At 66.8% G+C, this 18,767-nt stretch carries 20 protein-coding genes; 9 read left to right on the forward strand and 11 right to left on the reverse strand.

Features of this window, described 5'->3' with window-relative positions; translation table 11 throughout:
- Positions 1 to 10 precede the first annotated feature (10 nt).
- The 3 genes from ABX298_RS24645 to ABX298_RS24655 all read left to right on the forward strand — a co-directional run bounded on the left by ABX298_RS24645 (position 11) and on the right by ABX298_RS24655 (position 3,453).
- Positions 11 to 1,630 (forward strand): NADP-dependent glyceraldehyde-3-phosphate dehydrogenase, encoded by a 1,620-nt coding sequence (locus ABX298_RS24645; protein WP_025339338.1) that lies wholly within the window; start codon positions 11 to 13, stop codon positions 1,628 to 1,630.
- 110 nt (positions 1,631 to 1,740) lie between these two features.
- Positions 1,741 to 2,208: a VOC family protein gene (locus tag ABX298_RS24650; protein WP_025339339.1), complete on the forward strand. Its 468-nt coding sequence runs from the start codon at positions 1,741 to 1,743 to the stop codon at positions 2,206 to 2,208.
- Positions 2,209 to 2,271: 63 nt separating this feature from the next.
- On the forward strand, positions 2,272 to 3,453 hold the full coding sequence (locus ABX298_RS24655) for a hypothetical protein (protein WP_286099973.1): 1,182 nt from the start codon (positions 2,272 to 2,274) through the stop codon (positions 3,451 to 3,453).
- 173 nt (positions 3,454 to 3,626) lie between these two features.
- Here ABX298_RS24655 and madM read toward each other — a convergent pair whose 3' ends face one another.
- From madM to mdcA, 9 genes are all read right to left on the reverse strand, one after another.
- Positions 3,627 to 4,391 carry a malonate transporter subunit MadM gene (madM, locus tag ABX298_RS24660; protein WP_024087229.1) on the reverse strand — a complete coding sequence of 255 codons (765 nt, stop codon included), beginning with the start codon at positions 4,389 to 4,391 and terminating at the stop codon, positions 3,627 to 3,629.
- Between the two features lie 2 nt (positions 4,392 to 4,393).
- Entirely contained in the window at positions 4,394 to 4,816 is a 423-nt protein-coding gene (gene madL, locus ABX298_RS24665; RefSeq protein WP_286099974.1) for a malonate transporter subunit MadL, read from the reverse strand.
- A 204-nt stretch (positions 4,817 to 5,020) separates the two neighbouring features.
- Positions 5,021 to 5,941, reverse strand: a complete 921-nt coding sequence (mdcH, locus tag ABX298_RS24670) for a malonate decarboxylase subunit epsilon (RefSeq protein WP_367393777.1) — start codon at positions 5,939 to 5,941, stop codon at positions 5,021 to 5,023.
- Entirely contained in the window at positions 5,938 to 6,552 is a 615-nt protein-coding gene (locus tag ABX298_RS24675; RefSeq protein ID WP_075045369.1) for a malonate decarboxylase holo-ACP synthase, read from the reverse strand. Before ABX298_RS24675 ends, mdcH begins: the two co-directional genes overlap by 4 nt.
- Position 6,553: 1 nt before the next feature.
- Complete coding sequence (mdcE, locus tag ABX298_RS24680; protein WP_075045370.1) at positions 6,554 to 7,345, reverse strand: biotin-independent malonate decarboxylase subunit gamma; 792 nt, start codon at positions 7,343 to 7,345, stop codon at positions 6,554 to 6,556.
- Positions 7,342 to 8,190 (reverse strand): biotin-independent malonate decarboxylase subunit beta, encoded by an 849-nt coding sequence (locus ABX298_RS24685; protein WP_075045371.1) that lies wholly within the window; start codon positions 8,188 to 8,190, stop codon positions 7,342 to 7,344. The genes mdcE and ABX298_RS24685 overlap by 4 nt, the downstream gene beginning before the upstream one ends.
- Positions 8,183 to 8,482, reverse strand: coding sequence for a malonate decarboxylase subunit delta (locus ABX298_RS24690; protein WP_024087234.1), 300 nt, complete (start codon positions 8,480 to 8,482; stop codon positions 8,183 to 8,185). The genes ABX298_RS24685 and ABX298_RS24690 overlap by 8 nt, the downstream gene beginning before the upstream one ends.
- Before the next feature lies 1 nt (position 8,483).
- Positions 8,484 to 9,440 carry a triphosphoribosyl-dephospho-CoA synthase gene (locus ABX298_RS24695; protein WP_367393778.1) on the reverse strand — a complete coding sequence of 319 codons (957 nt, stop codon included), beginning with the start codon at positions 9,438 to 9,440 and terminating at the stop codon, positions 8,484 to 8,486.
- Positions 9,440 to 11,101: a malonate decarboxylase subunit alpha gene (gene mdcA / locus ABX298_RS24700; RefSeq protein WP_015270609.1), complete on the reverse strand. Its 1,662-nt coding sequence runs from the start codon at positions 11,099 to 11,101 to the stop codon at positions 9,440 to 9,442. The genes ABX298_RS24695 and mdcA overlap by 1 nt, the downstream gene beginning before the upstream one ends.
- A gap of 394 nt (positions 11,102 to 11,495) precedes the next feature.
- Here mdcA and ABX298_RS24705 point away from each other — a divergent pair, with 394 nt between their 5' ends.
- Together ABX298_RS24705 and ABX298_RS24710 are read left to right on the forward strand one after the other, a co-directional pair.
- Positions 11,496 to 12,566, forward strand: coding sequence for an enoyl-CoA hydratase/isomerase family protein (locus ABX298_RS24705; RefSeq protein ID WP_367393779.1), 1,071 nt, complete (start codon positions 11,496 to 11,498; stop codon positions 12,564 to 12,566).
- Positions 12,567 to 12,582: 16 nt separating this feature from the next.
- Entirely contained in the window at positions 12,583 to 13,734 is a 1,152-nt protein-coding gene (locus ABX298_RS24710; RefSeq protein ID WP_003258582.1) for an acyl-CoA dehydrogenase family protein, read from the forward strand.
- A 127-nt stretch (positions 13,735 to 13,861) separates the two neighbouring features.
- Here the strand turns inward: ABX298_RS24710 and ABX298_RS24715 are convergent, their stop codons facing one another.
- Both ABX298_RS24715 and ABX298_RS24720 read right to left on the reverse strand, forming a co-directional pair.
- The gene (locus tag ABX298_RS24715) at positions 13,862 to 14,614 is read right to left on the reverse strand and encodes an anti-sigma factor (protein ID WP_025339389.1); all 753 of its coding nucleotides are present in this window, start codon (positions 14,612 to 14,614) and stop codon (positions 13,862 to 13,864) included.
- Complete coding sequence (locus ABX298_RS24720) at positions 14,611 to 15,132, reverse strand: sigma-70 family RNA polymerase sigma factor (RefSeq protein WP_075045376.1); 522 nt, start codon at positions 15,130 to 15,132, stop codon at positions 14,611 to 14,613. The genes ABX298_RS24715 and ABX298_RS24720 overlap by 4 nt, the downstream gene beginning before the upstream one ends.
- A gap of 124 nt (positions 15,133 to 15,256) precedes the next feature.
- On the opposite strand from ABX298_RS24720, the gene ABX298_RS24725 reads away from it, so the two are divergent.
- From ABX298_RS24725 to ABX298_RS24740, 4 genes are all read left to right on the forward strand, one after another.
- Complete coding sequence (locus ABX298_RS24725) at positions 15,257 to 16,309, forward strand: catalase family peroxidase (RefSeq protein ID WP_367393780.1); 1,053 nt, start codon at positions 15,257 to 15,259, stop codon at positions 16,307 to 16,309.
- Positions 16,306 to 16,839: a cytochrome b gene (locus ABX298_RS24730; RefSeq protein WP_367393781.1), complete on the forward strand. Its 534-nt coding sequence runs from the start codon at positions 16,306 to 16,308 to the stop codon at positions 16,837 to 16,839. Before ABX298_RS24725 ends, ABX298_RS24730 begins: the two co-directional genes overlap by 4 nt.
- A gap of 85 nt (positions 16,840 to 16,924) precedes the next feature.
- A complete protein-coding gene (locus ABX298_RS24735; RefSeq protein WP_367393782.1) occupies positions 16,925 to 18,130 on the forward strand; it encodes an MFS transporter in 1,206 nt (401 codons plus the stop codon).
- A gap of 81 nt (positions 18,131 to 18,211) precedes the next feature.
- Positions 18,212 to 18,757: a cupin domain-containing protein gene (locus tag ABX298_RS24740; protein ID WP_003248033.1), complete on the forward strand. Its 546-nt coding sequence runs from the start codon at positions 18,212 to 18,214 to the stop codon at positions 18,755 to 18,757.
- Positions 18,758 to 18,767: the final 10 nt, after the last annotated feature.

An 18,767-nucleotide genomic window follows, 5' to 3' on the forward strand; every position in this document is an offset into this window, starting at 1 on the left:
TGCAGTACCCATGGACCGTCTGCTCGATTCACTCTTCCCCAGCGCCGAGAACATCCCGGAAACCTGGCGCCTGGAAGCCCCCCTGGAACAACGCGACTATCTGGTGAACGGCGAGCTCAGGCGCTGGGACGGCCCCCTGGCCACGGTGCGCAGCCCGGTCTGGCTCAAGGAAGGCAACGATGAGCATCAGGTGGTGCTGGGCAGCGCCCCGCTGCTCGATGCCGATACCGCGCTCACCGCCCTCGATGCCGCCGTCCAGGCCTACGACAAAGGCCGTGGCGCCTGGCCGAACATGCGCGTGGCCGAGCGCATCCAGCACGTCGAGACCTTCCTGGCACGCATGCGTGAACAGCGCCAGGCCGTGGTCAAGCTGCTGATGTGGGAGATCGGCAAGAACCTCAAGGATTCGGAAAAGGAATTCGACCGCACCTGCGACTACATCGTCGACACCATCAACGCCCTCAAGGACCTCGACCGCCGTTCCAGCCGCTTCGAGCTGGAACAGGGCACGCTGGGCCAGATCCGCCGGGCACCACTGGGCGTGGCCCTGTGCATGGGGCCATACAACTACCCGCTGAACGAAACCTTCACCACGCTGATCCCGGCGCTGATCATGGGCAACACCGTGGTGTTCAAGCCCGCCAAGTTCGGCGTGCTGCTGATTCGGCCATTGCTCGAAGCCTTCCGTGACAGCTTCCCGCCGGGGGTGATCAACGTCATCTACGGCCGTGGCCGGGAAACGGTGAGCGCGCTGATGGCCAGCGGCAAGGTTGATGTGTTCGCCTTCATCGGCACGCACAAGGCCGCCAGCGACCTGAAGAAGCTGCACCCGCGCCCACACCGGCTGCGCGCCGCGCTTGGGCTGGATGCCAAGAACCCGGGCATCGTGCTGCCCCAGGTGGACCTCGACAACGCCGTCGAAGAGGCAGTCACCGGTGCGCTGTCGTTCAATGGCCAACGCTGCACGGCGCTGAAGATCCTGTTCGTCCACGAGGACGTGGTCGATGCCTTCCTCGACAAGTTCCAGCGCAAGCTGGCCGCGCTCAAGCCCGGCATGCCTTGGGAGCCAGGCGTTGCCCTGACGCCGCTGCCCGAGCCCGGCAAGGTCGACTACCTCGACGGCCTGGTCGCCGATGCCACCGCCAAGGGCGCACGCGTGCTCAACGAAGGTGGTGGGCACAGCCGTGGCTCGTTCTTCTACCCGGCCGTGCTGTACCCGGTGAAGAGCGACATGCGCGTGTACCACGAGGAGCAGTTCGGCCCGCTGGTGCCGGTAGTGCCCTACCGCGACCTGCAGACGGTTATCGACTATGTACTGGACTCCGACTACGGCCAGCAACTGAGCCTGTTCGGCAATGACCCGGCGACCATCGGCAGCCTGGTTGACATCTTCGCCAACCAGGTCGGGCGCATCAACATCAACGCGCAATGCCAGCGCGGCCCCGACACCTACCCCTTCAACGGCCGCAAGAACAGCGCCGAAGGCACCCTGTCGGTACATGACGCCCTGCGTGTGTTCTCGATCCGCACCTTGGTCGCAACGCGCTTCCAGGAGGCCAACAAGGAACTGATCAGCGAGATCATTCGCAACCGGCAGTCGAGCTTCCTGACCACCGACTACATCTTCTGACCGCCGCGTTTATAGAGAATCGGTCTATCGCCCCTGTCGATTTTCCATCCACGCAAACGACTCTAAGCAACAGGGCGCCAACCGGCGCCCGCTTCCAAGGAGAGTCGAACATGGCAGCCAAACCCATCCCCGAAGGCCAGCACAGCATCACGCCCTACCTGGCCATCAACGACGCCGCCAAGGCCATCGAGTTCTACAAGAAGGCCTTTGGCGCAGTGGAAATGTTCCGCCTCGATGCCCCTGGCGGCCGCGTTGGCCATGCCGAGCTGAAAATCGGTGATTCGTCGCTGATGCTGGGCGACCCCTGCGACATGGAAGGCGGCCTCACCGCCAGCCAGAAGCTCAGCGGCACAGGCGTGGGCCTGCACCTGTATGTCGAAGACTGCGACAAGGTCTACGCCCAGGCCCTGGCCGCCGGCGGCACCCAATTGCATCCCTTGACCGACCAGTTCTACGGTGACCGCAGCGGCACCCTGAAAGACCCGTTCGGCAACATCTGGTTCGTTTCCACCCACAAGGAGGACCTGACCCCCGACGAAATTCGCGCCCGCGCGGCGAAGATGTTCGGTGGCAACTGAGCGTTAAGTTGAAAGCGGCGCGACTTTGCTTGAAGCTTGGGGCTCGTAGCTGGGAGCTGCTTCATGCGAATCATCGACAAAACCGCCGCACAGGTCCGTAGCCTGACCCCTGCAGAAGAGGAGCTGCTGGTCGGCTTTGCCACCGGCAGCCTCGCCGGCCCGCGCCTGCTGCAGGCCAACCAGTTGCTGATGAAGGTGCGCAACGCCAACCAGTGGCTGGCCTGCGACTGCCGCAACGATGCCTTGCCGGTACTCAATGTCACCCTCAACGGCAGCACCGGTACGCTGTTTCTCAAGAACAACCCGGGTACCGCCGAACACGCGCCCGGCTGCCCGTTCACCAAGGACGAGCGGGAAGCGGCCGAGCGCGAGAACGACCCCGCGCCACCCGCTGCCTGGCTGCCGCCCGACACACCGTTGCGCCTGATCGGCGATTTTCGCAGCGGCACCGCCGGTGCCGGCGGCGATGGCAGCGAGCGGCGCGACCAACAGCGCCTGCTGTCACTGCTGCTGACCTGGATCGAGACCAGCGGCTTGAACCTGTATGCCACGCACCTGAAAAAGGACCTGACCGGGCAGTTTGCCGAGTTGCGCAGCGTTGCCAGCCGCTATCCGCTGCTGGAACGGGTGCCCGCCAGCAACTACCTGGAAACCCGCCTGGACATGAAGCACATGATGATGCTCAAGTCCCGCCTGCGCGAAGCCACGGTGTTCGGCAACCACCGCCGCCACGGCCTGCTGCTGGACTGCGTGGACCAGATCAAAGGGCGCAAGCTGTTCAACAACCGCAGTGAAGACGGCTTCGACTTCCAGGGCCACCACCTGTATTGGGGCGGCAACCGCACCGCCGGGCCGTTGCTGGCCTTGGCGCTGTACTCGCCGACCAGTGCCGGCAGCCATTTCTACGAGCTGATCCATGTCGCCAGCTTACCGGTGCTGTCCCGCGCCCACCTGTTCCCGGTGTATCGCGACGAAGAGCGCGAGCCGCTCAAGGCCCTGGTATCGCTGGTCGACTGGATGGCCGGCAAAGGTGTGAAAGTACAGATGCGCCGCCCGGTGATCGGCGGCCAGGTGATGGATGAACTGGTAATGACTTCGGACCAGGACCGGGTGTTGTCGGTATCGTTGCTGGAGCAGCCAATCGGCCCCGAACCGGATACCGAGAACTTCAAGCGCTACGCCGACTTCAAGAGCCTGGAAACCTTCCGCAAATTCGTTGCCGGTTTCTTCATGCGTGAGCGCTGAGCCCATCTACCGGCACACACAAAACCTTGTAGGAGCGGCCTTGTGTCGCGATGGGGCGCGCAGCGGCCCCCAGGATCTTCGCTGCGGTGCGGATATCGCTGGGGCCGCGTTGCGGCCCGATCGCGACACAAGGCCGCTCCTGCAAGGGGTCTGCGCAGTCCAGCAGATTGTTGTCAACCGACCAGGGCGCGTACGCAGAAGTACAGAATCGACGGGCCCATCAGGCAGCCCAACCCGGTATGGAAGGTGGCTGTCAGTGCCCCGTACGGCACCAGGCGCCGGTCGGTCGCCGCCAGCCCGGCCGTCACCCCCGACACCGTCCCCGCCAACCCGCCGAACACCATCGCCGAACGTGGGTTGTCCAGCGCCAGCAGGCGCGCCGATACCGGGGTGAACACCATCACCAGGATCGCCTTGATCAGCCCGGTGGCAATCGACAGCGCCATCACGTCCGAACTGGCCCCCAGCGCCGCTCCGGTCACCGGCCCGACGATATAGGTCACCGCACCTGCACCGATGGTGGTCATGCTCACCGCATCACGGTAACCGAAGGCGTAGGCCACCGCAGCGCCGACAATGAACGGCAGCACCGTGCCGAGCAGCAGCGCCACCGCGCCAATCATTCCGGCCCTGCGCGCCTCGGTGGCCTGCACCTCGAAGGCCGTGGCGACAATGGCGAAGTCGCGCAGCATGGCCCCGCCCATCAGGCCGATGCCGGAGAACAGCGCCATGTCGGCCAGGCCTTTCTGGCCACCGGTTATGGTGCCACCGACCCAGGCCAGCACCAGGCCGATGACGATGGCGATGGCCGAGCCGTGCACGCGGCCGAAGGTCAGGTACTTCGACAGCACCACCGACAACCACATGATCGCGCCCACCACCGCGAAGGCAGTGATCAAACCGTTATGTTCCAGGGCATTGTCAATGATCGGCCACATGATCAACGCCCTCCTGCAGGGGTAGCCTGCACATTGCTTTCGGGGCCGGCCTCCACTGCCGGCAGGGGTTCGCCGCGGTGGCTGCGGCTGATCAGGGCAATGGTCGCACCGCACACCAGTACCGCACCCACCGCCGCCAGCAACGCCACCGGCCCGCCGTGCAGGGCGGTGACCACGTTCTGCTGGGCAGCCATGGCCACCACCACCGGGATGTACATGGCGCCCCAGAAGCCCACGCCGAACTCGCATTCCTTGCTCATGCCGCCGTTGCGGTGCATGTACAGGCGTGCGCAGATCAGCAGGATCATGGCGATGCCGACCCCGCCCACATTGGATTTGACGCCCAGCAGCACGCCCAGGAAGTCGCCGACGATGACGCCGGCAAGCGTGCAGACCGCCAGCAGTGCCACACCATAGATGATCATTGTTGTTGTCCTCAGGTAGTGTCGAAGTTGCTTGTTGTTGTTCTTCGTAAACACACTTTTGTGCGGCTTTCGCCCCCATGGAACTGAACACTGTGGGAGCGGCTTTAGCCGCGAACACCGGCGCAGCCGGTGCCATGCACCGCGCTGGATTCTTCGCGGCTAAAGCCGCTCCCACAGGGGTCACCATCCGCCGCGGTGTTGCCATCATCGATCGTTGGCCACCTCCTGTCGTAGCAGCGCATCCAGGGTGTCCCAGCGGGTGCCTTCAACAGCAACCACCCTGCCCTGTTCGAACACCGGCCGGGCCAGCCCGCCGAGCACGTTGCCGGGCGGCAGTGCCAGGTGCAGGCGCACGCCACGCTCATAGGCGTTGCGCAACGTAGCACGCCAGTCGACCACCCGCGCCATGTTGCCGGCCAGGTCGTCGCGCAGACGCTGTGGGTCGAATATCGGCCGTGCACTGCTGCCGCTGAGGTAGGTGATACGCGGTCGCTGCAGCTCGACCGTGGCGAAGGCACTGGCCAGTTCGGCCGCCGGGCCATCCAGCAACGGGCAATGCGACGGCACGCTGACCGCCAGGCGCCGGGCCACGCCCTGGCCCAGCCGGCGTGCCTTGGCGGCAACCGCAGCCATCGCGCCATCGCTGCCGGCGATGACGATCTGGTTGTCGCTGTTGAGGTTGGCGACATACACCTCGCCGCCCGCATCGCTCAGCAAGCGTTCGACACAGGCCAGGTCCAGGCCGCTGAGTGCGGTCATGCCGTAGCCTTGCGGATAGGCGCGCTGCATCAGTTCGCCACGCAGGGCAACCAGGCGCACGGCATCGGCAAAGCCCAGGGCGCCCGCCGTGACCGCCGCCGGATAGGCGCCAATCGACAAGCCCGCCACGTAATCCGGCGCGGGGCTGCGCTGCATCAGCCAGCGCGCCCAGGCCACGCCAGCCAGCAGCAGGCACAGCTGCACGGCACGGGTCGTCTGCAGGGCCTGCTGGCTGTCCAGCGCCAGGGCCTGCTGGCCGAGGGTGTCACTGGCCTCTTCCAGCAATTGCCCAGCACCCTCAGGCAGGCGCTGCAGCATGCCCACCTGCTGGGCGCCCTGGCCGGGGAAGGCGAACAAGCTGCTCATGCTGCACGCTCCATCGCTGCCCATGGGTCGCTGACCAGGCGTGGGCCATGGGCCGACTTGAGCAGCACGCGGCGGGCGAAGCCGGCCCACTCACGCAGGGCGACAGCACCCGCCGGGGTTTCCAGCTGCAGGTCGATACGACAAGGCGCGCAATCGAGGATATCCAGCAGCTCACGCGCCTGCGCCCGGGCCAGCGGTTGTGGCGTGCGCAGCAGCAAGTCCAGGTCGCTGTCGGCGTGTATTACCTCCATACCGGTGGCGATCTGGTACCCCACCCCACCTGTCGGCCCCCAGGCCAGGCCGCTGGCATCCAGTACCGGGGCGACCGAGGCCAGGGCCTGCAATGCAGGCCAAGGGCTTTCAGCTTGCCAGCGCAGCGCTTCGGGGCCTTGCTGATACTGGATATCGGCCAGCCGCATCAGTACACCCGACCGCTGCGCCCTGCCCTGGCCACGCAGCCCCACCGCCACCCAGCCGTCCGCACAAGTGGCACGGCGCACCACCACCGGCTGGCCGCTCAGCAGCGCATCCTGCGCCCAACGCGGCGCATCAGCAGGCAGGCCCGATACGGGCATGCCCCAGAGCAGGTCGTGCGGCCTTGGCGCGTTCATCTCAAGCGCCCTGCCACTGGCGGCGCAGCTGTTCACGCACCTGGCGCGAGGCGCTGCGGTTTTCGCCCGCCAGCCGCAACGACAGGTCGCTCGAACTGCCGATGTCGCGCACCGCATCAGCCAGGCAGGCACGTACCTGGGCGATGTCGGCACTGCTCGGCGTCTCGGCGTTGTCCACCGTCAGGCGGCGCCACAGCAGGCCCAGCGAGGCGTAGCTGACCAGGTCGTAGGCCATCGGCGGTACCTCGGCGGCCAGGGCTTCCAGTTGTTCGACGCTGCGCAGGGTGATGCGCGCCGCCGCCGCCTTGCCCATGGCGTGCACCATGACCCCGGCATCGTCCAGGGCGATCAGGCGCTGGGCCTGGTAACCGTGGGCCAGGAAGGCACCAGACATGGCCTTGCCGACCAGCAGGCCGATCACCGGGTGCCCGGCCAGCCGCGCCTGGGCATAGGCCTGCACCGCAGCGGCCAAAGCCTGGTGAATCCCCAACGCCTCCTCACGGCGGCCATAGGCCTGGCTGGGCACGTCGATCACCGCGACGATGGCGCGCTTCTGGCCATGGCGGTCAGCCTCGACCGCTTCGCTCACGGCCTTGGCCAGGCCCCAGCCTTCCAGCAGGCCGACCTCGCCCGAGCGCGCCCGGGGGAACGGGTTGTCGGCGTCCGGCACCACGGCGATGAAACGCGCCAGGCGGTTGTCCAGTTCGCCATCGATTACCCGCAACGACGCGGGGTAGCCGGGCAAGGCTTGCCCGCCGGCCAGGCCCGGCAGCCAGTTCAAGGCACGGTTCATTTGGCTTCTCCTTGGTAAAGGTCACGCACGGCAGCGGCATCCAGTTGCGGGCAGCCATCGCCCAGCCGAGCCAGGCGTTCGAGGAACCAGGCGTGTTGACCGGCGCGATCCCTTGAAGGCTCGTCGAGCAATTGCAGCAAGCGTTCGCGCAATGCCTCGATGTCATCGGCCACATAGGCATCGACCAGGCCGCTGGCGTGGCGCTGCTCGCCGCCGGTCAAGCTCCAGATGAAGGGGCGGTCCTTGGCGTCGTATTCACCGATGCCCGCTTCCTGCTCGATCACCTGCGGGCCGTTGAGGCCCAGGCGGGCTTCGCGGGTGACCAGCAAGTGGCTGCACAGGCCGGCGGCGATGGACATGCCGCCGAAACAGCCGACCGAACCTGCGACCAGGCCGACTACCGGCTGCCAGGCGCGCAGCTCGACAATCGCTGCCTGTATTTCGGCAATCGCCGCCAGGCCCAGGTTGGCTTCCTGCAGGCGTACACCGCCGGTTTCCAGCAGCAGCACGGCGCAGGTGGGGATGCCGTTGCGGTTGTCTTCGATGGCCAGCTCCAGCGCACCGGCGATCTTGGCCCCCCCCACCTCGCCCATGCTACCGCCCTGAAAGCCGCCTTCGATGGCGGCAACCACAGCGTTGCGCCCGTTCAGCAGGCCCTTGGCAATGACCACGCCATCATCGGCCTGGGGCACGATGCCCTGGCGCGCTAGCCAGGGTGACATCAGCCGGTCGAACGGGCCCAGCAGTTCACGGAAGCTGCCCGGGTCGAGCACGGCGCGGGCGCGCTGGCGGGCGCCCAGTTCGACAAAGCTGCGGCTGTGCAGCAGGCGTGCGATATCAGTCATGGGCGATCTCCTCGAAGCCTTGCTCCAGGCGCAGGCGCACCACACCTGGGGTGGCGCCGAAATCATGGATGTCGATGTTCACGGCCGGCCAGGTGCGGCCCTCGAACAGGCGCTGGAACAGCTGCGCCCAGCGGGCAGCGCTGCCGTTGACCGAGGTCACCACCTGGATTTGCAGGCTGCCGGCGGTGCCGGGTTCGATCAGCACTTCAAGGTCGCCGGAGCTGACGCAGCCCACCAGCGTGCGGCCACGCCCCGGGGCGGCAGCGGGGAATTGAAAGGTCAGGGTTTCCATGTCACAGGCTCCCGGCTTTGTCGAGGAACAGGCAGGCGGCCAGCAGATCGGCGGCGCCGCCCGGTGAGGCATTCAGGTGCAGCAGGTGCTGGTCCAGCCGGCGCAGCTGCCGGCGCCCGGCCAGCGTGGCGCTGCCGCCTTCGCTCAGCACAGTACGGGCGCCGTGCTGGACGGCAGCCAACCCGGTCGGGCCGCTGCGCCAGAGCACGCAGGTATCGTTGAGCACGGCCATGATCGCCAGCAGCGCGTCGAGCCGGGCGTGAGGTTCGCTGGCACCGGCGGCGCGGCTGCGCTGCAGTTGTGGCAGGCCGTGGCCGATAACCGCCGGAAAACCTTGTTGCGCCTGTTCGCGGGCGCCGCCAGTGCCATAGCGGCGGCGTACCTGCAGGCCATGGCTGTCTTGGGTGGTCATGGCGGGGTCGTCGAACAGTGCGATGCGACCGGCACGGGCAGCCAGGGTGTTGGCATCGGCCCGGGTGTCGAGGGCCTTGGATGCTACCAGCAGGCCGAGGGCCCAGATTGCGCCGCGGTGGGTGTTGACCCCGCCGGTGGCGGCCAGCATTGCCGCCTCGCCTTCGCGGCCGAGCTGGCCCAGGGTGGCGCGCAGGGGCTGGCCGAGGGTACCGATGGCCTGGGCGGCTTCGGCCATGTTGCGCAGGCATGGCCACAGGGCCAAGGCCGAGGCATGCATCAGGGCCAGGGTCATGTCGTGGTGGGCGCCGTTGCCACGGCGGTCGACCAGGCCGGGTTTGGGGGACAGGTCTGCTTCGTCGATCAGGGCTTCCACGGCCAGGTCGGCCAGGTGGTCGGCCAGGGGTAATTCGGTTGCCTGTGCTGGCCTCTTCGCGGGCACGCCCGCTCCCACAGGGACCGCGCAATCTTCAAGTGCATCACTTTCCCTGTGGGAGCGAGCATGCTCGCGAAGAAGCCCACGCGGTTGCAAGTCGAGTGCTTTCATCACCAGCTCCTGAACCGTGCAGGCGGGTTGTAGAGGCCACCGGACCATTCGACCAGGTCGGCGATGCTGCGCGCGGCCAGCAGCTCGCGGCTGGCGTCGGTGCGGCGGATACCGAGGTCTTCGGGCAAGGCGACCAGGCCTTGCTGGCGCAGGCGCTGAGTGTCCTTGGGGTCGTGCCGCAGGCCGATGGCGGTAACCCCGGCCACGGCGGCGATCATCTGCTGGCGCTCTTCCAGGCTGCGGGCCTTGTACAGGTAGGCAATGCCCTCCTCGGTCAGCAGGTGGGTGACGTCGTCGCCATAGATCATCACCGGCGCCAGCGGCATGCCGGCTTTCCTGGCCACTTCCACGGCATCGAGGGTTTCCACGAAGGTGGGCTTGCCGCCTTCCTGGTAGGTCTCGACCATCTGCACCACCAGCTTGCGACCGCGTTCGAGCATGGTTTCCGGCACGGTCATGTCGAGCCAGGCGGGGGTCGCATGGCGCCGACCACGGGGGTCGTGGCCCATGTTCGGGGCACCGCCGAAGCCGGCCAGGCGGCCGCGGGTCACGGTCGAGGAATGGCCATCGCCATCCACCTGCAGGGTGGCGCCAATGAACAGGTCGACGGCGTACTGCCCGGCCAGCTGGCACATCATGCGGTTGGAACGCAGCGAACCATCACGACCGGTGAAGAACACGTCCGGGCGCTGGGCGATGTAGTCCTCCATGCCCAGCTCGGTGCCGAAGCAGTGCACACTTTCCACCCAGCCGGTCTCGATGGCCGGGATCAGTGTCGGGTGCGGGTTGAGTGTCCAGTTGCGGCAGATCTTGCCCTTCAGGCCCAGGGACTCGCCATAGGTGGGCAGGATCAGCTCGATGGCGGCGGTGTTGAAGCCAATGCCATGGTTCAGCGACTGCACCTGGTGTTTTTCGTAGATGCCGCGAATGGCCATCATCGCCATCAGCACGTGCACCGGCTTGATATGGCGCGGGTCGCGGGTGAACAGAGGCTCTATATAGAAAGGCTGGTCGGCAACCACCACGAAATCGACCCAGGATGCCGGGATATCGACCCGTGGCAGGTCATCCACGCGGTCCACCAGCTGGTTGACCTGGGCAATGACGATGCCGTCGCTGAACGCGGCCGGCTCCACCAGTGCCGGGGTGTCTTCGGTGCTGGGGCCGGTGAACAGGTTGCCATCGCGGTCGGCCATGAAACCAGCCACCAGGGTGACGTTGGGGATCAGGTCGACCAGCAGCCGCGAGTACAGCTCGATATAGGTGTGGATGGCACCGACTTCGAGCAGGCCGTCTTCCAGCAGCTGGCCAATGCGCAGGCTCTGCGGGCCGGCGAAGGAGAAGTCGAGCTTGCGGGCGATGCCACGTTCGAACAGGTCCAGGTGCTCGGCGCGGCTGACGCTGGGCATGATCATGTGCAGGTCGTGCAGGCGCCCAGGGTCGACCTTGGCGAGCGCGCGGGAGAGGAAGTCGGCCTGCTTCTGGTTGTTGCCTTCGAGCACTACCCGGTCGCCGGGAGCCAGCAGCAGTTCCAAGGCTTCGACGATACGCTCGGTGGGCAGCACCACGCCGTCGGCGAGGTGTCGGACCCGGTCAAGGCGGCGCTGCTTTTCGGCGCGCCGCCGCGACCATTGCGGCGGTGGATTCTTGGTTGTTGTCATGGTGACTCCACGGGTTCGCTGTCGTGGGGGTCACCTTAGGGCTGGGGTGGTTGCGCATCAATCAAGCTCAGGCACTGATCGTTACGGTCAGGGTAACGATTTAGCCTATGCGCTGTCGCTCATGGCCCTATCGCCGGCAAGCCAGCTCCCACAGGTACAGCGCAGGCCTTGAAAGTTGTGCGGTAGCTGTGGGAGCTGGCTTGCCGGCGATAGGGCCAGCCCGGCCAACCTGAAACCTTGCTAGAGTGGCGTTATCGCCACACAAGACAAAAATGCAGAATCCGCCTGCAGATTTGTCGATTGTGCAAGGCAAATTCGCATGACAGGATCCTGCGATCCTCCAGCGAACTCCAGACTTCACTTGGAAAATCAATAACAAAGCAGGGAGAACGCAATGACTGCGCACGCTCATACCTCGGCAACCGACCATGTGCTGGCCGAGGTCCGCAACCAGATCGGCCATCTGACCCTGAACCGCCCCGCCGGCCTCAATGCCTTGACCCTGGACATGGTCCGCAGCCTGCGCCAGCACCTCGACCTGTGGGCCGAAGACCCGCACGTGCACGCCGTGGTACTGCGTGGCGAGGGCCCCAAGGGTTTCTGCGCCGGTGGCGATATCCGCTCGCTGCACGACAGCTTCAAGGCCGGCGAAACGCTTCATGAAAGCTTCTTCGTCGAGGAGTACGCCCTTGACCTGGCCATCCACCGCTACCGCAAGCCGGTGCTGGTGCTGATGGACGGCTTCACCCTCGGTGGCGGCATGGGCCTGGCCCAGGGCTGCGACCTGCGCGTGGTCACCGAGCGCAGCCGCCTGGGCATGCCCGAAGTGGCAATCGGCTACTTCCCGGATGTGGGTGGCAGCTACTTCCTGTCGCGCCTCCCCGGTGAACTGGGCATCTACCTGGGCGTCAGCGGCAGCCAGATCCAGGCAGCCGATGCACTGTACTGCGGCCTGGCCGACTGGTACCTGGCCAGCGACCAGCTGGCAGCCCTCGACAAGGGCCTGGACCAGCTGCACTTCGGCGACCAGCCACTCAAGGACCTGCAGAACCTGCTGGCCAGGCTCGGCACCCAGGTGCTCGACGATGCGCCGCTGGAAAAACTGCGCCCGGTCATCGACCACTTCTTCGCCCTGCCCGACATGCCTGCCATCGTCGAGCAACTGCGTGCGGTGAGCATTGGCGACAGCCACGCCTGGGCCGTGGCCACCGCCGACCAGCTGGAAAGCCGCTCGCCGCTGGCCATGGCGGTTACTCTGGAGATGCTGCGCCGGGGTCGCCACCTGAGCCTTGACGACTGCTTTGCCATGGAGCTGCACCTGGACCGCCAGTGGTTCCAGCACGGCGACATCATCGAAGGCGTGCGCGCGCTGATCATCGACAAGGACAAGCAGCCACGCTGGAACCCGCCGACCCTGGCCGCGTTGCAACGCCAGCGGGTCGACCAATTCTTCGAAGGCCTGTGAGCCCGGGAGTACACAGATGCAAGACCTGGAACTGAGCGAAGAACAGATCATGATCCGCGACATGGCCCGGGACTTTGCCCGTGGCGAGATCGCCCCGCATGCCCAGGCCTGGGAAAAGGCCGGCTGGATCGACGATGGCGTGGTACGCAAGATGGGCGAACTGGGCCTGCTGGGCATGGTGGTGCCGGAAGACTTTGGCGGCAGCTACACCGACTACGTCGCCTACGCCCTGGCGGTGGAAGAGATCGCCGCCGGCTGCGGTGCCACCGGAGCGATGATGAGCATCCACAACTCGGTGGGCTGCGGCCCGCTGCTGGCCTACGGCACGGCCGAACAGCAACAGCAGTGGCTGCCACGCCTGGCCACCGGCGAGGTGATCGGCTGCTTCTGCCTGACCGAGCCCCAGGCCGGTTCCGAGGCGCACAACCTGCGCACCCGCGCCGAGCTGGTGGATGGCCAGTGGGTGATCAACGGTGCCAAGCAGTTCGTCAGCAACGCCCGCCGCGCCGGGTTGGCCATCGTCTTCGCGGTGACCGACCCGGAGCTGGGCAAGAAGGGCCTGTCGGCGTTCCTGGTGCCCACCGACAACCCGGGCTTCAAGGTCGATCGCAGCGAGCACAAGATGGGCATCCGCGCTTCCGACACCTGCGCGGTCACCTTCGACAACTGCCGCATCCCTGCCGCCAACATCCTCGGTGAGCGTGGCAAGGGCCTGGCCATCGCCCTGTCCAACCTCGAGGGCGGCCGTATCGGCATTGCTGCCCAGGCACTGGGCATTGCCCGCGCCGCGTTCGAGGCGGCGTTGGCCTACTCGCGTGATCGGGTGCAGTTCGGCAAGCCGATCAACGAACACCAGAGCATCGCCAACCTGCTGGCCGACATGCAGGTGCAGGTGAATGCCGCGCGCTTGCTGATCCTGCATGCCGCGCGCCTGCGCAGCGCCGGCAAGCCGTGCCTGTCGGAGGCCTCGCAGGCCAAGCTGTTCGCCTCGGAGATGGCCGAGCGGGTGTGCTCGATGGCGATCCAGGTGCATGGCGGGTATGGCTACCTGGAGGATTACCCGGTGGAGCGTTACTACCGCGATGCGCGGATCACGCAGATCTATGAAGGGTCTAGCGAGATCCAGCGGATGCTGATTGCTCGGGAGTTGAAGCACTACCCGCTGTAGGAGCGGCCTTGTATCGCGATAGGGCCGCATGGCGGCCCCAGCAAATTGTGCATCGAAGCTGACATCCTGGGGCCGCGTTGCGGCCCTTTCGCGACACAAGGCCGCTCCTACAGGGACCGCGCATCTGTTACAAACCCAACCGCAACGCCTCTCCCACCCCCGCCCCGCGCACATCGTCCGCCGCGCTGACCAGGGCAAAGTTGTAGGCCCCATGCGACCAATACCGCGCCTCCAGCTGGCCATCTACCCGCTGCCCGTCCGGCATGCGCCGATACTGATCACCTGGTGAGCGCAGGAACAAGCTGATGCGCTGGCCCTTGCCATCCTCGAACACCAGCAGCGCCGCCGGCCCCTGCTCATTGCTCAGCAGGCGCGCGCCCACCGGCTTGAAGCCGTAGCCCGCCAGGTCCGGCAACTGGCCCACGCGGCTGAAGTGGCGCCCCAGCCAGTCGCGCAACTGGCCCGGGTCGCTGGCCTGGATATCCAGCGCCTGGCTGCCGGCAAACAAGCGGTGTGCCTGGACGGCATCGGCCATCGGCAGGTCGGCACGCGCCAAGGTCGCGTCGCGCACCTGCCACCCACCCAGGCCACCCACACCCAACGCCAGCAGCAGCACCGCCGCCGTGGCCCAGCGGCGCTGGCGGCGTTGGCGCAATTGCCGGCGCAACTGCCCCAGGTCCAGCTGCGCCGCCCCGGGCACTTCGCCAAACCCGGCCAGTGCCGTACGCAGGCGGCGGGCGTCGGCACGCCAACCCTCGACCTTGGCCGCGGCCTGTGGGTTGGCCGCCAGCCAGGCCTGCACCTCGGCCCGGCGCACAGGCTCCAGGCGCTCGTCGACGTAAGCGTGCAGTTCGTCTTCGCTGGGGATCAGGCGCGTCATTTCAGTCTCCGCAAGGCCGGGGGCTGGGGGCTGCCCTCGGTCAGTTCGCGCAAGGCATTGCGGGCGCGCGACAGGCGCGACATCACAGTGCCAATAGGGATACCCAGGGCCTGGGCGGCCTCCTTGTAGCTCAAACCCTCGATGCTGACCAGCAGCAACAGCGCACGCTGTTCTGCCGTGAGCCGGGCGAAAGCCTGCAGGTCGGCCTGGGCCAGGACAATGGCCTCAAGGTTGCCGCCAACCGGCTCGTCGTCGCGCTCAGCGCGGCCGAACCAGGACAGCCAGCGCGCATGCAGGCGCTCGCGGCGCTTACCGTCGAGGAACAGCCGATAAAGGATGGTGAACAGCCAGGCCCGCAGGGCATCGGCGTCGCGTTGCTGGTCGCGCCGGCTCAAGGCCCGCTCGACCGTGGCCTGCACCAGGTCGTCGGCGCTGCCCGGCTCGCGGGTCAGCCACACGGCAAAGCGGCGCAGGCGGGCCAGCAGCTCGCGCCACTGGTGGTCGTCCAGATCATGCATGGCAAAGTCCCGGCCTCTGGGGCTGTCAGTGTAAGAGGCAGACGCCTGTGAGGAAATTCTATTCCCGGCGAGGGAATAAGTTTTTCCCTGCGCCGTCGTACCGGCACCTTCACCGAACCGGACAATGACCATGAACTCACCCCTGCACGGCCCGGCCAAGGCCCTGCGCCTGGCCGCCATCGGCGCCGTGATACTGGGCGCCGGCGCCGCCTTTGCCTATGCCGCCGGCTGGCTTGGCGAAACCCGCCTGACCCCGCAGCGCATCATCGACACCTTCGAAGCCCAGGCCGGGCATTACCCGGGTTACCGCAAGAACCACGCCAAGGGCCTGTGCGTCAGCGGCTACTTCCAGCCCAGCGGGCAGGCCGCCAGCCTGTCCACGGCACGGGCGTTCAGCCAGCCGCGGGTGCCAGTGATCGGCCGCTTCGCCATCGGCGGCGCCAACCCGTTCGCGCCGGATACCGGCATACCGGTGCGCAGCCTGGCCATCGAGCTGAGCACCGACGACGGGCAGGTCTGGCGTACCGGCATGAACAACCCGCCGGTGCTGGCGGTAAGCACGCCACAAGCCTTCTATGAACAGGTACTGGCGGGGGCGCCAGACCCGGCCACCGGCAAGCCGGATCCGGGCAGACTGCAGGCGTTCTTCGCCGCCCACCCGGAAAGCGCGGCGTTTCGCCAATGGGCGGCAGGCTACAAGCCCAGCAACAGCTTCGCCAGCACGCAGTACCACAGCATCAACGCCTTCCGCCTGATCGACGCAAGCGGCGCAGCCCACCCCGTGCGTTGGCAACTGGAGCCGCAAACAGCGTTTGCCGCCCTGCCTGCCCAGGTCGATGACAAACAGTTCCTGCAGCACGACCTGCAGCAAAGGCTGGCCCAAGGCCCGCTGCGCTGGACCCTGCGCCTGGTGCTGGCGGAGCCTGGCGATGCAGTGGACGACCCTGCCAGCCCCTGGCCTGCCGAACGACGCAGCGTGGACGCCGGCACGCTGGTACTGGAGCAGGTCGACGGCCCCGAGCAAGGTGCCTGCCGTGACCTCAACTTCGACCCACTGATCTTGCCCCGGGGCATCCAGGCCTCCGCCGACCCGATCCTCGCCGCCCGTTCGGCCGCCTACTCGGAATCCTTCAACCGCCGCAGCCGCGAATCGCTCGGCACCGGAGCCCACCCATGAAAACCGACGCCTTCCACCCCCTCGCCCGCCTGTTGCACTGGCTGATGGCCGTGCTGATCCTGGCCATGTTGTTCATCGGTGTGAGCATGGTCGCCGACCTGTCGCCGCGCCACCCCGTGCTGATCGGGTTGCACAAGGCAACCGGCCTGGCCCTGCTGGTGCTGGTGCTGCTGCGCATCGCCGTTCGCCTGACCCTGCCCCACCCAGCCCTGCCGCACGACCTGCCCACACTGCAACGCTGGGCAGCCGGGGCCTCGCACCTGCTGCTTTATGGCCTGATGCTGGCCATGCCGCTGCTGGGCTGGGCCATGCTGTCGGCCGGTGGCTACCCCCGCCCGCTGGGCTTGCCGGCGATCGCCCCGCATGACCTGCAGTTGTACGCCGTGCTGCGCCAGGCCCACGGCTGGGCCGGCTACCTGCTGTTCGCCACGGTGCTGGTGCATGTGGGTGCGGCCTTGGTGCACGCGTGGGTGCGCCGCGATGGCGTGTTGCGTAGCATGTGGCCTGGCCCACTGCGCCGCAGCGAATGACGCTCGGCAGCCCAGGGGGTAGACAATCGATAATAATTCCCAACAAGATCGGCTTTCTATTTGCCGTACCGCCCTGGACTGCCCTATGAATGTCGCAAAGGATCCTGCCACACTCGCACCCGCCAGTACCCTGGACTTGCGCCCCCTGCTGCTGGCCAACATGGCCTGTACCATGTCGATGATGGCCTTCGTCGCCCTGATCGGCCCGATCGCCCGCCAGCTCGGCATGGCCACCTGGCAAGCCGGTGCCGCCGTGACCGTGGCGGGCGTGGTCTGGGTGCTGCTGGCCCGGCCCTGGGGGCGCGCCGCAGACCGCCTGGGACGTCGGCGCATCCTGCTGCTGGGCAGCGCCGGTTTCACCCTGGCCTACTGGCTGCTGTGCCTGTTCGTCGAAGGTGCGCTGCGCTGGCTGCCGGGGGCGACCTTGGCCTTTATCGGCCTGATGGTCGCGCGCGGCTGTATCGGCGCCTTCTATGCTGCCATCCCGGTGGGCTGCAATGCGCTGATCGCCGACCATGTCGAACCGCAACGCCGGGCCCGGGCCATGGCCTCGCTGGGGGCGGCCAATGCCGTCGGCCTGGTGGTGGGGCCGGCGCTGGCGGCGCTGCTGGCGCGGCATAGCCTGAGCCTGCCGTTCCATATCATGTCGCTGCTGCCGGCCAGTGCCTTTCTGGTCCTGCTGTTCACCCTCAAGCCGCAGACGCTGCCGCACAGCCATGCCCCCAGCCCGGTGCGGCTGAACGACCCGCGCCTGCGCCGACCTTTGCTGGTGGCGTTCAGTGCCATGCTCAGTGTCACGGTATCGCAGATCATCGTCGGCTTCTTTGCCCTCGACCGCCTGCACCTGGGCCCTGCCGAGGCGGCCCAGGCAGCCGGCATCGCCCTGACCACGGTGGGTGTGGCGCTGATCCTGGCGCAGGTGCTGCTGCGCCAGCTGGAATGGCCGCCGTTGAAGATGATCCGGGTCGGCGCCACGGTTTCGGCCCTGGGCTTTGCCTGTGGCTCGCTGGCCACCGCGGCGCCTTGGCTGTGGGCTTGCTACTTTGTCGCGGCGGCGGGCATGGGCTTCGTCTTCCCGGCGTTTTCGGCGCTGGCGGGCAATGCCATGCACGCCTCCGAGCAAGGCGCCACGGCCGGCTCCATCGGTGCTGCCCAGGGCATGGGCGCAGTGATCGGGCCGCTGGCCGGCACCCTGGTTTATGCCGTCGATCCACGCTTGCCGTTCCTGGCGGTGGCGGCGCTGTTGCTGCTGGTCGGGTCATGGCCGATGCCCCGCGATCAGCGGGCCTGACAAGCACAGCGCGCAAGCGCGCAGAGTGTGTTTTAATGCGCATCGCTCATTATTATTGACACCTCTGATTACAAGGCGGCTATGGACACGGGGACGCGACTCAAACTGGTGCGTGAACGCAACAACCTCTCCCAACGGGAACTGGCCCGCCGCAGCGGGCTGACCAATTCGACGATCTCGCAGATCGAGCAGAATCGTGTCAGCCCTTCGGTCAGCTCCCTGAAAAAACTGCTCGAAGGCATTCCGATGAGCCTGGCGGAGTTCTTCAGTTTCGACGAGCCGGTGCGCGAAGAGCGCTACGTGTTCCGTGGCGGCGAGCAGCCAGACCTGGGCCGCAACGGCCTGCGCATGCTGCTGGTCGGCGCCAGTGTCGAAGGCCGGCAGATGCGCATGCTGCGTGAACTGTATGCACCGGGCGCCGATTCGGGCGAACCGATCGTGCATGCCGAGGGTGAAGAGTGTGGCCTGGTCACCCGCGGCACCGTCGAGTTGTGGGTCGATGGCCAGGTGAGCGTGCTCAACTCGGGCGACGGGTACTACATCCCCACTACCCTGCCGCACAGTTTCAAGAACATCGGCCCGGACGAGGCCGAGATCATCAGCGCCAATACCCCGGCGAATTTCTGATTGCTTCATG

The sequence above is a fragment of the Pseudomonas sp. X4 genome (genome assembly GCF_040784925.1).
GTDB lineage: Bacteria > Pseudomonadota > Gammaproteobacteria > Pseudomonadales > Pseudomonadaceae > Aquipseudomonas > Aquipseudomonas putida_Z.

Excerpts from the sequence above, each read along its gene's own strand:
- mdcE (WP_075045370.1), bottom strand. The coding sequence starts at position 7,345 with ATGAACCGTGCCTTGAACTGGCTGCCGGGCCTGGCCGGCGGGCAAGCC.
- ABX298_RS24740 (WP_003248033.1), top strand. The coding sequence starts at position 18,212 with ATGGACACGGGGACGCGACTCAAACTGGTGCGTGAACGCAACAACCTC.
- ABX298_RS24725 (WP_367393780.1), top strand. The coding sequence starts at position 15,257 with ATGACCATGAACTCACCCCTGCACGGCCCGGCCAAGGCCCTGCGCCTG.
- ABX298_RS24650 (WP_025339339.1), top strand. The coding sequence starts at position 1,741 with ATGGCAGCCAAACCCATCCCCGAAGGCCAGCACAGCATCACGCCCTAC.
- ABX298_RS24675 (WP_075045369.1), bottom strand. The coding sequence starts at position 6,552 with ATGAACGCGCCAAGGCCGCACGACCTGCTCTGGGGCATGCCCGTATCG.
- mdcA (WP_015270609.1), bottom strand. The coding sequence starts at position 11,101 with ATGACAACAACCAAGAATCCACCGCCGCAATGGTCGCGGCGGCGCGCC.
- ABX298_RS24735 (WP_367393782.1), top strand. The coding sequence starts at position 16,925 with ATGAATGTCGCAAAGGATCCTGCCACACTCGCACCCGCCAGTACCCTG.
- ABX298_RS24715 (WP_025339389.1), bottom strand. The coding sequence starts at position 14,614 with ATGACGCGCCTGATCCCCAGCGAAGACGAACTGCACGCTTACGTCGAC.
- ABX298_RS24690 (WP_024087234.1), bottom strand. The coding sequence starts at position 8,482 with ATGGAAACCCTGACCTTTCAATTCCCCGCTGCCGCCCCGGGGCGTGGC.
- ABX298_RS24655 (WP_286099973.1), top strand. The coding sequence starts at position 2,272 with ATGCGAATCATCGACAAAACCGCCGCACAGGTCCGTAGCCTGACCCCT.
- ABX298_RS24710 (WP_003258582.1), top strand. The coding sequence starts at position 12,583 with ATGCAAGACCTGGAACTGAGCGAAGAACAGATCATGATCCGCGACATG.
- ABX298_RS24705 (WP_367393779.1), top strand. The coding sequence starts at position 11,496 with ATGACTGCGCACGCTCATACCTCGGCAACCGACCATGTGCTGGCCGAG.
- ABX298_RS24695 (WP_367393778.1), bottom strand. The coding sequence starts at position 9,440 with ATGAAAGCACTCGACTTGCAACCGCGTGGGCTTCTTCGCGAGCATGCT.
- madM (WP_024087229.1), bottom strand. The coding sequence starts at position 4,391 with ATGTGGCCGATCATTGACAATGCCCTGGAACATAACGGTTTGATCACT.
- ABX298_RS24645 (WP_025339338.1), top strand. The coding sequence starts at position 11 with ATGGACCGTCTGCTCGATTCACTCTTCCCCAGCGCCGAGAACATCCCG.
- madL (WP_286099974.1), bottom strand. The coding sequence starts at position 4,816 with ATGATCATCTATGGTGTGGCACTGCTGGCGGTCTGCACGCTTGCCGGC.
- ABX298_RS24685 (WP_075045371.1), bottom strand. The coding sequence starts at position 8,190 with ATGACTGATATCGCACGCCTGCTGCACAGCCGCAGCTTTGTCGAACTG.
- mdcH (WP_367393777.1), bottom strand. The coding sequence starts at position 5,941 with ATGAGCAGCTTGTTCGCCTTCCCCGGCCAGGGCGCCCAGCAGGTGGGC.
- ABX298_RS24730 (WP_367393781.1), top strand. The coding sequence starts at position 16,306 with ATGAAAACCGACGCCTTCCACCCCCTCGCCCGCCTGTTGCACTGGCTG.
- ABX298_RS24720 (WP_075045376.1), bottom strand. The coding sequence starts at position 15,132 with ATGCATGATCTGGACGACCACCAGTGGCGCGAGCTGCTGGCCCGCCTG.